We start from the raw sequence: 14,103 nt of genomic DNA, 5'->3' as shown, positions 1-14,103 counted from the left end.
GCATGATCCCGCAGGAGATCATTCGCCGCAAACGGGATGGAGAGGTGCTCTCGACAGATGAGATAACCGCCTTCATCCGTGCCATGAGCGAGGATCGCATCTCCGAAGGACAGATCGCGGCGTTTGCCATGGCCGTGTTCTTTCGTGGAATGACGCGCGATGAAATGATCGCGCTGACACTCGCCATGCGCGACAGTGGCGACGTGCTTTCCTGGGCTGACATGGGTCGGCCGATTGCCGACAAACACTCTACCGGCGGTGTCGGCGACAATGTTTCGTTGATGCTGGCACCGATCGTTGCTGCCTGCGGCCTGGCGGTGCCGATGATTTCCGGTCGTGGCCTTGGCCATACCGGCGGCACGCTGGACAAGCTGGAAGGCATTCCAGGTTACACCATCATGCCGGACGAAACTCTGTTTCGCCGCACGGTGGATCAGGTCGGCTGCGCCATCATTGGTCAAACCGCGGATCTCGCCCCGGCCGACCGCCGCCTTTATGCCATTCGCGATATCACGGCGACGGTCGAATCCGTGCCGCTGATAACCGCCTCCATTCTCTCCAAGAAGCTCGCTGCCGGGCTGCAGACGCTGGTGATGGATGTGAAGGTCGGCAATGGTGCTTTCATGAACAGCTTGCAGGATGCCGAGGTTCTGGCCCGTTCGCTGGTCGATGTTGCCAATGGCGCGGGTGTCAAAACCTCGGCTCTGATCACCGACATGAACCAACCGCTGGCGGATGCAGCCGGCAATGCGCTTGAAATCGTCAATTGCGTTGACTTTCTGCGGGGCGGCAAGGCAGGAACGCGGCTGGAAACGGTGGTTTTGGCCTTTGCCGCGGAAATGCTGGTTCAGTCCGGTACCGTCACCAGCCTGTCGGACGGCGAGCAGGCCGCCAGATCAGCGCTGGAAAGCGGTCGAGCAGGGGAAATTTTTGGCCGCATGGTGCATGCACTGGGCGGACCGTCGGATTTTCTGGAGCGTTCGCAGAATTATCTCCCCGCCGCGCCGGTACAGGTTGCGGTGCCCGCAGTTCGGGACGGTTACCTTACCCATTGCGAAACGCGCTCGCTTGGCATGGTGGTGGTAGAACTGGGGGGAGGGCGTCGCCGAGCCACCGATGCCATCGATCATCGTGTCGGTCTTGGTGGCTTGCTACCGCTCGGTACCGAGGTTGCGAAGGGGCAGCCTATCGCGATTGTGCATGCCGCAAATGGCGATGATGCGGCACGTGTCGCCGCCGAGGTGTCAAATCTGTTTACGATCGGCGACGAAGCGCCGCCGGAAAGCCCGGCGATCCTGCAGCGGATCGCTTGATCACTGTACCAGCGTCAGTCCGCCATCCTGCACCTGATAGGACCGGAGTTTTGTCAGAAAACTCATGCCCACAAGCGTGCCGCTCAAGGCCTTGTCACGCAATACCATGGCTTCCACGTTTCGCACCCGAACCGTGCCGATCTCGACGCGATCGATGGTGATGCGTGCCGCTTCCGTCAAGCCATTGGCGGTGCTCACCTTATAGCGGAAGTCGAGACCGTTTGCGGTGAAGCCGAGCTGGCGCGCTGTCGTTTCGTTGATGGCGATCGTCGAAGCTCCAGTATCGACAAGCCCTTCGACGGATTTGCCATTCATCTGAAATGTTCCGGAAAAATGGCCACGCCCATCCGCCTTGAGGCTGATGCGGCCTTGGGGCAGGGCGGCTTTCTGGACCTTCGGCAAGACGGATTTCTGGTCTGTCCGCACATCGGGCTGGCGCTGTCGGTTATCAAAAAAACGCGGAACCTGCGTGGCAGCCACGATGGCGACGGAAGCGAAAATGACGGTGCGCAGGAGCATGTCTGTCTCTGGCGTTATGAAATCCAGTCGAAAACATAGCGCCGGAAATCATAAAAAAGCGGCGCGCGAACCGCGCCGCGCGCCGCCTATTTTTGAATGCGGTTAAGAAAGCCTGACTGCTTACTTGGTGCCGTACATGCGGTCGCCGGCATCTCCAAGGCCAGGCACGATATAGCCCTTCTCGTTCAGATAGCTATCGACAGACGCCGTGTAAATCTTGACGTCCGGATGGGCGTCCTGAAAATTCTTGATGCCTTCGGGAGCGGCCAGAAGGCAGAGGAAACGGATGTTTTTCGCACCGCGCTCCTTCAGTTTCTGGATGGCCGCGATCGCAGAATTGCCAGTGGCCAGCATCGGGTCAACGACGATGATCAGGCGTTCGTCGAGGCTGTCGGGTGCCTTGAAATAATATTCGACGGGCTGCAGCGTGTCATGGTCGCGATAAAGGCCGATATGCGAGACGCGCGCGGACGGCACGAGTTCCAGCATGCCTTCGAGAAGTCCGTTTCCGGCACGCAGGATCGAAACGAAGACGAGCTTCTTGCCTTCAACGATCGGCGCCTGCATTTCAGTGATTGGCGTTTCAATCGTCTCGAGCGTCAGCTCAAGATCACGCGTGACCTCGTAACACAGAAGCATGGAAATTTCGCGCAACAGGCGGCGGAAACCTGCGGTCGAAGTTTCCTTCTTGCGCATGATGGTAAGCTTGTGCTGGACGAGCGGATGGTCAATGACGGTGACGCCGTTCATGGGAATGCCTTCCGGGGATGTTGGTGTTTTCCCCTTCTGTCATGGACGGCGCGCGAATCCAAGCGCTCAGGCGTGTTTCACCGCCGCTTACGCACCGCTTTGCACATATGCATTAAAACGTGTCAGGAGCCGTTTCCGGGTGTCCTCGTCCACAAACGCCGCTTCGAGCGACGTGCGGGTCATGATGTCGATCTCCTGGCGGGCAAAGCCCATGTCTTTGGCGGCAATGTCATATTCCCGCGCCAGAGAGGTGCCGAAGAATGGCGGATCATCGGAACTGATCGTGACCCGCACCCCGGCATTCTTCAAGCGGCGCAGCGGGTGCGATTGGAAATCGGAATAGACATCGAGCGCGATATTGGAACCGGGGCAGACTTCCAGGACAATACCCTCCGAGGCCAGCCGCTCAACGAGTGCCGCATCCTCGATGGCGCGAACGCCATGGCCGATCCGAGAGGGCTTGATGATGTCGAGTGCATCCGAGACGCTGAACGCGCCGCAAATCTCACCGGCATGGATGGTCAGGCCAAGTCCGGCGTCGCGCGCAATATCGAAGGCGCGGGCATAATCGGCAACCTTACCCATGCGTTCCTCGCCGGCCATGTTGAAGCCGGTCACCAGCGGATTTTTTGCCCGTGCGGCGTAGTCGGCAGCACCGATCACTCGGTCGACGCCAAAATGGCGTTCGCCGGTGACGATGATCCGCGCCTCGATACCGGTCTTCTCCCGGGCAGCAAAAATGCCGTCACAGATGCCGGCGAGATAGGCATCGGCACCGAGACCAATGCGGTCGCCGTGATCCGGAGAAACGATCAGCTCGCTGTAGATCGTGTTGATTGCCGCAAGTTCGGTCAGATAGGTTTCTGTCAGCAGCGCATAATCGGCTTCCGTTCGGAAAAGCGAAGCCACCGCATCGTAACAGATGATGAACTCGGCGAAGTCAGACCAGACATATTTGCCGTCATGCAGGATATTGCCGATATCTACCCCGTATTTCTGCGCCTGCCGCTGCGTCAGTTCCGGTGGCGCGGCACCTTCGACGTGGCAATGGATTTCCGCCTTCATCATTGCAGCCGTATCGAGGGTCATTACAGAAAACTCCGTCCATACTTCCCGGCAGGGATGCCGAGATGCGCAGCAATGGTTTCGCCGATATCGGCAAAGGTGTTGCGAAGGCCGATATTACGGGCGCGGATACCGGGGCCGAGCGCCATGACAGGAACACGCTCGCGGGTATGATCCGTGCCGCGCCAGGTCGGATCGCAACCATGATCGGCGCTCAGGATCAAAAGATCGCCGGGTTTCATCCTGGCGTGCACCTCAGGCAGTCGCCGGTCGAATTCCTCCAATGCTGCGGCATAACCGGCAACATCGCGGCGATGGCCGTAAAGCATGTCGAAATCGACGAAATTAGTGAAGACGAGATCGCCATGTTGGGCCTGGTCGATGGCCTCAAGCGTCCTATCCATCAGCGCCGAATTTCCGTTGGCCTTGAAGACCTGCGTCACGCCGCGATGCGCAAAGATATCGCCGATCTTGCCGACCGCTAGAACCTTGCGTTCTGCAGCTACGAGACGGTCGAGCAACGTGTCTTCCGGTGGCGGCACGGAAAAATCGCGGCGATTGCCGGTGCGCTCGAATGTTGCCGGCGTTTGGCCGATAAACGGCCGGGCGATGACGCGGCCGATATTAAGTGGATCGACGTGTTTTCGAACGGTCTGGCTGAGTTCCAGCAGCCGCTCCAGCCCGAAGTGTTTTTCGTGCGCGGCAATCTGGAGCACGGAATCGGTGGACGTATAAAAGATCGGTTTGCCGGTACGGATATGCTCCGCGCCAAGCTTCTGGATGATATCCGTGCCCGATGCGTGGCAATTGCCGAGAATACCCGACAGCTTGGCCTCTTCGCAGATAGCCTCAATCAGGTCTTCCGAAAAGGCATCGCCTTCACTCGGAAAGTAACCCCAGTCGAACATGACGGGTGTGCCGGCAATTTCCCAATGACCGGACGGCGTGTCCTTACCACGTGAAATCTCGTTCGCGGCGCCATGCAGTCCAAAAACACGTTCCGGTATGGCCATGCCGGCCGGAAACTCGCCGCTTGCCATGTGAGCGATATGCAGTAGTCCGAGGGATGACATGTTGGGCAGCCGCAAGGGACCTTCCCTCACACCTGTCCGATCACCGGCTCCGCTTGCGCAAAACTGCGCGATATGGCCGAGTGTGTTCGATCCGTCGTCATTGTATTTCGCGGCATCTCTTGCGCCGCCGACGCCGAAAGAATCCAGAACGAAAAGGAAAGCGCGCGCCAATCGACCCTCCAGCAGCTATAGCGCCCGGCGGCCTTGTCAGGCTGCCCGGAATGATTGTCGCTACATACAGCCTGTCGGCTGACTTGGCAAAGGCGCGGGCCACGTCCTCGGGCAGGGTTGGAATCAGCAGTCGCTGCAGGTGATCTTGTCGCCTGTTCGCTGCTGGTAGAAAATCTCGCGGTTCATCGAGATCGCACGCTTATCGGGTGAGAATGTCGTGGGCAAGAAAAGCATGAGCGGGTAGGAGGTCACCATTTCCGTCCGGATCAGGAACGTGTTCTTGATCCGCAGCTCCTTCGGCACGGTGACCGTGGAGCCAACGGCATAAGGTGTAGAACCTGTCCGTTGCCACGACCATAACGTTTTCGCGGTGCCCGCATCATCGATCTGTATGCCGGTGATTTTAAGGTTCAACGGATTGTTTGCGAGCTTGCTCAACCCTTCGACATCATAAGGCGCGAAAATGCTTTTTGCCGCCGTGGTCATGGTGGACAGAAATGCCTTGTTCACCGTGGACTGCTGCGCGACGAGGTCACCCACGGTTCCTGTGGCGCGCGTGGCACGCTTGGAGAAGCTGAAGCCGATCGTCAGTTCGAAGCAACTGAAATAGGTGGCAATCAGGATCGGTGCGAGAATGGCGAACTCGACTCCGCCCACACCACGACGATCACGAAGATAGGCGCGAAAACGGAGAAAAATGCCGCCTGAACCCTCATTACGCATCGGTGATGCGATCGCGGGCTTCTGGTGCTCAACTGCTACCGGCAAGACGTCGCTCACGGGTAATCCTCATTCTGGAATGTTGCGGTCGCGACGATGAGAAAATCGCCGATGCCGTCGGAAGAGCGTACGGTTGTCAGCATCGGTCGGACGAGATCCACATAAACCGGCCAGCGGTAATAGGCGCGCAACATGTTGATGCTCTTGGCGCCACCGGGTGAATAGGCAAAATCGGTCGTCTTCAGATCGGCATTGATCGACGTGTCTTTGCGCGGAATTGTGGTTGGAATATCGGCGTAGCTGCTGAACGACCTGAGATCGATGTAAAGCCGCGTTGGCGTTGCAATCTCAGATGCCGGACAAGAGATCATCACCGATATTTCATCGCAGAAGGCGGTTCGGAACGTTGTTCTGAAGGCAGGATCGTTGGCGGTTGTGGATTTGATCTCGCCGGTCCTTACCTTTCTGGCCATCACTTCAACGCCATTGGAGATGACCTGCTCGCCGATGAAAGCAATGAAGGTTTCCAGAATAGCAAAAACGATGAGGAAATAGGGGAGCGCCAGAATTGCGAACTCGATCGCCGCAGCTCCGTCCTGCGAGCGCGCGAACCGGCGCAGGATCGGCCTTCTCGGTCGAACTTTGGTCAGGCCATGATTTTCGGCGTTACGATCTGTGCACATGTCCATACGCAAAACATCTTTCGGATGTGCGTGATGGTAAGGTTCTTGTGTTGAAATTTGGTTGCAGGTTTATGGACAGTTCGAACGATGTGTGCCGGGCTGAATCGCTTAGGTCAATCGACATGCGATGCGGGCATTATGACCCGCTGGCGCGGCTCGCTTCATAACGAGACATTCTATGCGTGAACGTCTTTTGGATATGCTTGCGGTCAGGGTTTGGCAGCGTCGTCCGCCTTGAGGTCGGAATGCTGTTCGCAATTGGGGGTGCATGAAAGAATTGCTCGATCCGTCTGGCGGAATACGCGAACAGTATTGCCCTCGTCGATGGAAACCAGCACGCGTTCGTCGGCGATCGCATTGCCTTGCTTGTCGAGCAGGACGAGATTGGTCGTCCCGTAACTGTGTCCCGTCAGCACGATCGTCATCGGGTCGGCCACCGTGGCGTCTGCGACCTTTGAATTTCCGACGATGACTTTTGCAACTGGCCGGTCGAGTTTCAGCACGCGCGCATGATTCATATAGACGCGCAGAAGATCAGCGTCCTCGTCTGCGTGAACGACGGCTACCGACGATAACGAAAAGGCAATCGATAAAATAAGGGTGGTAATGCGCGACATGTTCCAAACCGCCTTTACGCGTACGAATTGGCGCAAGCATGATCTCGAATGGTGAATTGTCGGTTAATCGCGGGCCATTTGCATAACTATAGTGTCATGAATGCGCGGTCTTCCGCCCTTTGCGCCCTGTTTAGCCTTCTGACGGCTTTCTTTGAAATATAGGTCGCCGTCGCGGAGGTGGAGTTGTCGCAAATATAGAAGCATGAAATTTATGCGGCATTTTCGGTATTTTATTCGCACGTTGTTTACCAAGTCATTGGCATTCAAGAATTAATGCTTCGGTAACCGCCTTCGTTAAGCGGATTGAAATCGGCTTTCGGTAGGTTCTGCTCATCCGAACAGCGGACAACAGTTGTCGGTAGTGCTGAAGAACAACGTAGAATTAGGAGAGAAGTATGTCCAAGATTTTTGCTCGTTTCATGAAGGACGAATCTGGTGCGACCGCCATCGAATATGGCCTGATCGCAGCCCTGATTTCCGTCGCCCTGATCGCCGGTGCAACCACGCTCGGCGGCGTTCTGAACACCACGTTCCGTGGCATTGGTACCAAGATGACCGACGCCCAGGCGAACTCGGCAAAGTACTAAGCGGCTTATGCCCTGACAGCAACGCTGTTTTCTCGAAGCCGCCTCAATGGGGCGGCTTCGTCTGTTTTGAGGAAACTGTTTGATTGCCGGTTGTAATAACTGGCTTAGGAGGCCGGATGGCAAGTACGGTTATGACTTATGCAGTTCTCTCTATCTTGCCGCTCGGGCTGGCGCTGGCCTCGATCAGCGATCTGACGCGAATGACCATCCCCAACGCCATTCCTGCTGTCGTCCTGCTATCGTTTTTTATTGTCGCCCCTATTCTCGGCCTTGGCTGGCAAGAAATCGGCATGTCGCTCGCAGCGAGCCTCGCGGTCTTTGTCGTGTGTTTCTCGCTTTTCGCCGCCAATGTCATGGGAGGCGGAGACGCCAAACTGCTGACAGCCGCCGCCTGCTGGTTCGGGTTCAACCAGTCTCTCCTCATATTCCTTGTCGCAACGGGTTTCCTGGGTGGCATTCTCACGATTGCCATTCTCATGATCCGTGCCCATTCGAACACCGTGCTGGCCATGGGTTTCGCGCTGCCGCAGTCTCTGACTACCGCTCACAAGATTCCCTACGGCATTGCCATCGCGATAGGCGGTTTCATGACGTATGAACATGCACCTATCGTTGCATTGGCGATCCGGTCGGCAGGTTAACTTCGGTTTTACTTTCGAAACCGGGCGTTAACCGAAATTGTAAGCGCTCCATTAACCATAATTACACCATTGGCGGCCATTCTCCGGAAAGACTTAAGTAGTCCTTCAGGAAGCCGCCATGAAACCCGCCCGTATTATCATCCTCACAGTTGCCGTTGTCGCGGCAGGATTGGCTGGCCTGCTGGCCATGCAGATGGGCGGTGGTACCGTTCAGGAAATCGTTCGCCAGGCACCGACCGTGAATGTCCTTGTCTCGGCCGCCAATCTCCCTGTCGGCAGCAGGCTCAATGGTGAATCGCTGCGATGGGTAGGATGGCCTGAAAGCGGCATTGTGCAGGGGCTGATCACGGATCGCGATCGCCCGGAGGCCATCAACGAAATGACGGGCTCCGTTGTTCGCCTGCCGTTGTTCGAAGGCGAACCGGTTCGCCCGGAAAAGGTCGCCGATTCCTCCGGCCGCATCATGTCTTCGCTTCTGCCGGCAGGCAAGCGCGCCGTCGCTACGGAAATATCCGTCGCGACCGGTGCCGGCGGTTTCGTTCTGCCCAACGACCGCGTGGACGTGATCATGGTTCGCAAGGCCGAAGATGGCGCTTTCCGCACGGAAGACATTCTCAGCAACATCCGGGTTCTGGCAATCGACCAGCAGATCCAGGAAAATGAAGATGGTTCCAAGGCCGTCATCGGTACGACCGCAACGCTGGAACTCACTCCGGATCAAACCAAGGTTATTGCCGTTGCGCAGCAGATGGCCAGCCGCCTGACGCTCGCATTGCGGTCAGTCGCCGATGCCCAGCAGCCGGACACGGCCGTCCCGGATTACCTACTTGCCGGCGGCGACAAGGGCCAGGTTCAAATCATCAAATCCGGTCAGATCGTTACGGGTACGCAGGCGGTACAACAATGAACAGGAACGCTCACGTGGTTAGCTTCAAGAACAAACTCCGCACATCCGCGGCGGCGGGCCTGTCATTCTGCATTGCCTTTTCAGGTTTCCCGATCGGCGCCGGTTTCTCGGGCTTTGGGCCGGTCGCAGCAGAAGCCGCTCAGGACAGTATTATCCGCATCAGTGAAGCTGGTACAGGCGTTCGCCGTCGTCTGAAGATCGGGCTCAATAAGGCAATCGTCGTCGACCTGCCGACGGACGCACACGATATTCTTGTTGCAGACCCGACGATCGCCGATGCCGTTACCCGCACATCGCGACGCATCTATCTGTTCGGCAAGACCGTCGGCCAGACGAACATTTTCATCTTCGGACCGAAAGGCGAGGAGGTGGTCAGTATCGATCTGGAGATCGAGCGCGATATCTCCGGCCTCGAACAAAATCTTCGTCGTTTCATGCCGGATTCGAACATCAAGGTCGAGATCATCTCTGACAACATTGTCCTGACCGGCAATGTGCGTACACCGCAGGATTCCGCCAAGGCAGAACAGCTCGCCAAGATCTTTCTGAAAGGCGGCGAGGCCACAAGCCGTAAAGATGTTTCGGAAGATGAGGGACGACAGGTTTCGCAGATCCAGAACATGATTTCGGTCGAAGGCGAAGATCAGGTCACCTTGAAGATCACCGTTGCCGAAATCCGCCGCGAAGTGGTCAAGCAGCTCGGTTTCGATAACATTTTCCAGCGCAATGCGGCGGCATCGGGCTCCGGTATCAATATGTTGCAGGCCGTCACGGATGCAGATGGTATCGTCGGCGGCATCAGTGGCAATATTGGCAAGCTGAGCATCCAGATGGTCCTGAGCGCACTTGAGCGGGCCGATGCGATCCGCACTTTGGCTGAGCCAACTCTTACGGCCATTTCAGGTCAGTCAGCCACCTTCAACTCCGGTGGTGAAAAGCTTTACACCACCACCGGCGTGGATGGCGTTACGACGGTCACGCCTTACGAATACGGTATCGGCCTCGGCTTCACGCCGACGGTTCTGTCATCGGGTCGTATCAGCCTGCGTATCCAGACCACTGTCTCCGAACCTATCGCCGGTGCAACCGGCGGAGCGGAATATCGCAAGCGGCGGGCCGAAACCGTGCTGGAGCTTCCTTCCGGCGGCTCTATTGCACTCGCTGGCCTGATCAGGGACGACGTTCAGCAGACCATGTCCGGCACACCCGGTGCATCGAAACTGCCGCTGCTTGGAGCTGCCTTCCGCAAGAAGGGCCTTGAGCGTACCGAGACGGAGCTGGTCATTATCGCGACGCCTTATCTGGTGCGTCCGGTCACCCGCAATGAACTTTCCCGTCCCGACGACAATTTCAATCCGGCAAGCGATGCGGCAAGCGTTTTCCTTGGCCACGTGAACAAGATCTACGGCCGCCGCGAGGCAGCACCGCCGAGCGAGCCTTATCACGGCAATGTCGGGTTCATCTACAAATGACCAAAAAGCTTTTCACACCCATTATTCCGGTAGGCAGCGCACAAGAAAGACGCCGACCCATGACCAAGGCCAAAACTCTCGCACCCGCAGCTTTTGCTGGTCGTTTTTCCGCGATTGCCGCCGTTCTCGGCGTGGCGGTCCTCGTTTCAGGCTGCGCCGACCGCGTCGTTACGGGTTCCATTCCGGATGACTACCGCACCCGCCATCCGATCGTCGTCGCCGAAGGTCAGAAATCCATCGATATTCCGGTGGCATCCGGCGATCAGGGGCTGACCCGCGGCCAGAGTGAAGTCATAGCCGGCTTTGTCGATGACTACCGTCGCGCCTCGACCGGCATCGTCCAGATCCAGACGCCGAAAGGTTCGATCAATGATGGTGCTGCCCAGGCCGCGGCCGGCGACATCAGACGCCTGATGGTTCGCATGGGCGTGCCGAAAAACAAGATTCTGCATGTCCGTTTCGCAGCAGGTCCCGGTGATCCCGCACCGGTTCGTCTGACCTATAATGCCGTCACTGCGCAGACCAGTGCATGTGGCGAATGGCCGGCCGACATGACGCTGAACACGACACAGAACGACAACTATTACAATTTCGGCTGCGCCAGCCAGCGCAATCTCGCCGCGCAGATCGCCAATCCGCATGATCTTCTGGGACCGCGTCGTATGACGCCTCCGGATGCGCAACAGCGTGGCAAGGTCATGGAGCGTTATCGCGACGCTTATGTCGAACTGAAGGACATGGACAATTGATCAGCCGGATTGTCACGAGGGAGACCAAATCATGATCGGGTCCGTGGAATATCGCGTCAATCCTGCTTCTTCGCAGGCGGAAGACGAAATCGCGCGTGAATCTGACCTGGACAATATGCGGCCTCTGCCGCGTATTTCCATCCATATCTTTTGTGAGAGCGACGGCCTGCACCGTGTCATGGAGCGCCTCGCCAACGATCGCCGTATGGCGAAGGTCAACCTGCGCATCACCAGCGGCAGTGTCGATGCCGCCGCACAGATGTTCGCGCATACGCCGACGCCCAACCTGATCATCCTGGAAACCCAGGCGGAGCCGCGAAACCTGCTGGGCGAACTGGCCCCGCTTGCCCAGGTCTGCGATCCGTCGACGCGGGTCATCCTGATCGGGCGCTATAACGATATCGGTCTTTACCGGGACCTGATCCGCAACGGCATTTCCGAATACATGGTGGCGCCGGTGTCCATGGCGGATCTGCTTGGTGCCGTCTCGACGATCTTTGTCGATCCGGAAGCCGAACCGCTTGGCAAGTCCATCGCGTTTATTGGCGCGAAGGGCGGTACCGGCTCATCGACCATTGCCCATAATTGTGCATTCGGCATTTCCTCGCTGTTTTCGACGGAAACCATCCTCGCCGACCTCGATCTCGCTTATGGCACTGCCAATATCGATTTCGACCAGGATCCGGCCCAGGGTATTGCCGAGGCGGTGTTCGCGCCGGAGCGACTGGATGAGGTGTTTCTCGATCGCCTGCTGACCAAATGCTCGCAGCATCTGTCGCTCCTGTCCGCACCGTCTCTTCTCGATCGTGCTTATGATTTCGATGGCGGCGCGTTCCGTCCGGTCATGGAAGTCCTGCAGCGCACGGCTCCCGTTGCCGTTCTCGATGTGCCGCATGCCTGGTCGGAATGGACACGTTCGGTGCTCGCCGAGGTCGATGAGGTCGTCATCACCGCCGTGCCCGATCTCGCCAACCTGCGCAATACCAAGAATATGCTGGACGCATTGAAGAAGCTGCGGCCGAACGATCGTCCGCCGCATCTCGTTCTCAATCAGGTCGGCATGCTCAAGCGGCCGGAAATCGCCCCGGCCGACTTTGTCGAGCCGCTGGAAATCCAGCCGATCGCCATTTTGCCATTCGATGCGCAACTGTTCGGCAATGCCGCCAATAGCGGTCGCATGATAGCAGAGGTCGATCCCAAGTCGGCCGCAGCGGAAACCTTTTCCCAGATCTCGCACATCGTCACCGGCAGAGCGGCGGTAAAACGCGCCAAGAAAGCCGGTCTGGGCAATGTGCTCGGCCGCTTCCGTCGCGGTTGATCAACAAATATGTCGTCATGACTGGATCGTAGAATGTTTGGAAAACGCGGAAACGAAGGTTTTGGCAAGGCGGGCATCAGCCCGCCTCCGGTCACGCCACCACCGGTGTCGCAGCCGGAACCGGCAGCCGTGCGCCCCAGCGTTCCAGAAGTGCTCGTCGAAACGCCAACGCAGACGATGACAAGACAGCCGGTCACGCCGCCGCCTGCCGCCGCCCGAAAGCGTCCCACTCGCACCGAGGGATATTACGACACCAAGAGCCAGGTTTTTTCGGCGCTGATCGATACGATCGACCTGTCACAGCTGGCCAAGCTTGATGGTGAAAGCGCGCGCGAAGAAATTCGCGATATCGTCAACGACATCATCACCATCAAGAACTTTGCGATGTCGATCTCCGAGCAGGAAGAACTGCTTGAGGATATCTGCAACGACGTTCTCGGTTACGGCCCGCTGGAGCCGCTTCTGGCGCGTGACGACATCGCCGACATCATGGTCAACGGGTCAGGCCAGACCTTTATCGAAGTTGGCGGCAAGACGATCGAATCCGACATTCGTTTCCGCGACAACCAGCAGCTCCTGTCGATCTGCCAGCGTATCGTCAGCCAGGTTGGCCGCCGCGTCGATGAAAGTTCGCCGATCTGCGACGCCCGTCTGCCCGACGGTTCGCGTGTCAACGTCATTGCTCCGCCGCTTGCCATCGATGGCCCGGCGCTGACCATTCGAAAGTTCAAGAAGGACAAGCTCAAGCTCGATCAGCTGGTCAAGTTTGGCTCGATCAGTCCGGAAGGTGCGACGGTGCTGCAGATCATCGGCCGTGTCCGCTGCAATGTCGTCATTTCCGGCGGTACCGGTTCGGGTAAAACGACGCTTCTGAACTGCCTCACTGGCTTCATCGATACCGACGAGCGTGTCATCACCTGCGAAGATACGGCTGAACTTCAGCTGCAGCAGCCGCATGTGGTGCGTCTAGAAACCCGTCCGCCAAACATTGAAGGCGAGGGTGAGGTGACCATGCGTGATCTGGTCAAGAACTGCCTGCGTATGCGCCCCGAACGCATCATCGTCGGTGAAGTGCGCGGACCGGAGGTTTTTGACCTGTTGCAGGCCATGAACACCGGTCACGATGGCTCCATGGGCACGATCCACGCCAATACGCCGCGCGAATGCCTGAGCCGTATGGAATCGATGATTGCCATGGGTGGCTTTACGCTGCCGGCCAAGACCGTGCGCGAAATCATCGCGGGCTCGATCGACGTCATCGTCCAGGCTGCCCGTCTGCGTGACGGTTCGCGCCGCATCACCCACATCACCGAAGTGATCGGCATGGAAGGTGACGTCATCATCACCCAGGATCTGATGCGTTACGAGATCGAGGGTGAGGATGCCAATGGCCGCCTGATTGGCCGTCACAAGTCCACTGGCATCGTCAAGCCGCATTTCTGGGATCGCGCCCGCTATTTCAACGAGGACCGTCGTCTGGCCACAGCGCTCGACGAGATGGAAAAGAAGTCGGCTTGA

General features: G+C 57.8%; 15 protein-coding genes. 8 read left to right on the top strand and 7 right to left on the bottom strand.

Annotation, left to right across the window (positions count from 1 at the left end):
* The first annotated feature begins 2 nt into the window (after positions 1 to 2).
* Entirely contained in the window at positions 3 to 1,313 is a 1,311-nt protein-coding gene (deoA, locus tag ACRQ1B_RS11190; RefSeq protein ID WP_432293638.1) for a thymidine phosphorylase, read from the top strand.
* Here deoA and ACRQ1B_RS11185 read toward each other — a convergent pair whose 3' ends face one another.
* The 7 genes from ACRQ1B_RS11185 to ACRQ1B_RS11155 all read right to left on the bottom strand — a co-directional run bounded on the left by ACRQ1B_RS11185 (position 1,314) and on the right by ACRQ1B_RS11155 (position 6,911).
* Entirely contained in the window at positions 1,314 to 1,832 is a 519-nt protein-coding gene (locus tag ACRQ1B_RS11185; protein ID WP_432293637.1) for a TIGR02281 family clan AA aspartic protease, read from the bottom strand. It abuts the gene before it with no gap.
* A gap of 120 nt (positions 1,833 to 1,952) precedes the next feature.
* Positions 1,953 to 2,582, bottom strand: a complete 630-nt coding sequence (gene upp, locus ACRQ1B_RS11180; RefSeq protein WP_432293636.1) for a uracil phosphoribosyltransferase — start codon at positions 2,580 to 2,582, stop codon at positions 1,953 to 1,955.
* A gap of 87 nt (positions 2,583 to 2,669) precedes the next feature.
* Positions 2,670 to 3,671, bottom strand: coding sequence for an adenosine deaminase (locus tag ACRQ1B_RS11175; protein ID WP_432293635.1), 1,002 nt, complete (start codon positions 3,669 to 3,671; stop codon positions 2,670 to 2,672).
* The gene (locus tag ACRQ1B_RS11170; RefSeq protein ID WP_432293634.1) at positions 3,671 to 4,891 is read right to left on the bottom strand and encodes a phosphopentomutase; all 1,221 of its coding nucleotides are present in this window, start codon (positions 4,889 to 4,891) and stop codon (positions 3,671 to 3,673) included. The genes ACRQ1B_RS11175 and ACRQ1B_RS11170 overlap by 1 nt, the downstream gene beginning before the upstream one ends.
* A 123-nt stretch (positions 4,892 to 5,014) precedes the next feature.
* The gene (locus ACRQ1B_RS11165) at positions 5,015 to 5,671 is read right to left on the bottom strand and encodes a TadE/TadG family type IV pilus assembly protein (RefSeq protein WP_432293633.1); all 657 of its coding nucleotides are present in this window, start codon (positions 5,669 to 5,671) and stop codon (positions 5,015 to 5,017) included.
* Positions 5,668 to 6,294: a TadE/TadG family type IV pilus assembly protein gene (locus ACRQ1B_RS11160; protein WP_432293873.1), complete on the bottom strand. Its 627-nt coding sequence runs from the start codon at positions 6,292 to 6,294 to the stop codon at positions 5,668 to 5,670. The genes ACRQ1B_RS11165 and ACRQ1B_RS11160 overlap by 4 nt, the downstream gene beginning before the upstream one ends.
* Positions 6,295 to 6,503: 209 nt before the next feature.
* Positions 6,504 to 6,911: a pilus assembly protein N-terminal domain-containing protein gene (locus ACRQ1B_RS11155; RefSeq protein WP_432293632.1), complete on the bottom strand. Its 408-nt coding sequence runs from the start codon at positions 6,909 to 6,911 to the stop codon at positions 6,504 to 6,506.
* A 395-nt stretch (positions 6,912 to 7,306) separates the two neighbouring features.
* On the opposite strand from ACRQ1B_RS11155, the gene ACRQ1B_RS11150 reads away from it, so the two are divergent.
* The 7 genes from ACRQ1B_RS11150 (at position 7,307) to ACRQ1B_RS11120 (ending at position 14,103) form a co-directional block, all read left to right on the top strand.
* Positions 7,307 to 7,498 (top strand): Flp family type IVb pilin, encoded by a 192-nt coding sequence (locus tag ACRQ1B_RS11150; protein WP_432293631.1) that lies wholly within the window; start codon positions 7,307 to 7,309, stop codon positions 7,496 to 7,498.
* Positions 7,499 to 7,614: 116 nt separating this feature from the next.
* Positions 7,615 to 8,139 carry an A24 family peptidase gene (locus tag ACRQ1B_RS11145; RefSeq protein ID WP_432293630.1) on the top strand — a complete coding sequence of 175 codons (525 nt, stop codon included), beginning with the start codon at positions 7,615 to 7,617 and terminating at the stop codon, positions 8,137 to 8,139.
* A gap of 118 nt (positions 8,140 to 8,257) precedes the next feature.
* Positions 8,258 to 9,046, top strand: a complete 789-nt coding sequence (gene cpaB, locus ACRQ1B_RS11140; protein WP_432293629.1) for a Flp pilus assembly protein CpaB — start codon at positions 8,258 to 8,260, stop codon at positions 9,044 to 9,046.
* Positions 9,043 to 10,518, top strand: a complete 1,476-nt coding sequence (locus ACRQ1B_RS11135; RefSeq protein WP_432293628.1) for a type II and III secretion system protein family protein — start codon at positions 9,043 to 9,045, stop codon at positions 10,516 to 10,518. Before cpaB ends, ACRQ1B_RS11135 begins: the two co-directional genes overlap by 4 nt.
* Before the next feature lie 59 nt (positions 10,519 to 10,577).
* Entirely contained in the window at positions 10,578 to 11,267 is a 690-nt protein-coding gene (locus ACRQ1B_RS11130) for a CpaD family pilus assembly protein (protein WP_432293627.1), read from the top strand.
* 34 nt (positions 11,268 to 11,301) lie between these two features.
* Positions 11,302 to 12,585, top strand: a complete 1,284-nt coding sequence (locus ACRQ1B_RS11125; RefSeq protein ID WP_432293872.1) for a CpaE/TadZ family protein — start codon at positions 11,302 to 11,304, stop codon at positions 12,583 to 12,585.
* Between the two features lie 33 nt (positions 12,586 to 12,618).
* Positions 12,619 to 14,103: a TadA family conjugal transfer-associated ATPase gene (locus tag ACRQ1B_RS11120; RefSeq protein WP_432293626.1), complete on the top strand. Its 1,485-nt coding sequence runs from the start codon at positions 12,619 to 12,621 to the stop codon at positions 14,101 to 14,103.

The organism is Endobacterium panacihumi (assembly GCF_050847465.1).
In the GTDB taxonomy this organism is placed as follows: domain Bacteria; phylum Pseudomonadota; class Alphaproteobacteria; order Rhizobiales; family Rhizobiaceae; genus Neorhizobium; species Neorhizobium panacihumi.
The sequence above is the reverse complement of the archived record's forward strand: the minus strand, read 5'-3'. Positions and strand labels throughout refer to the sequence as shown.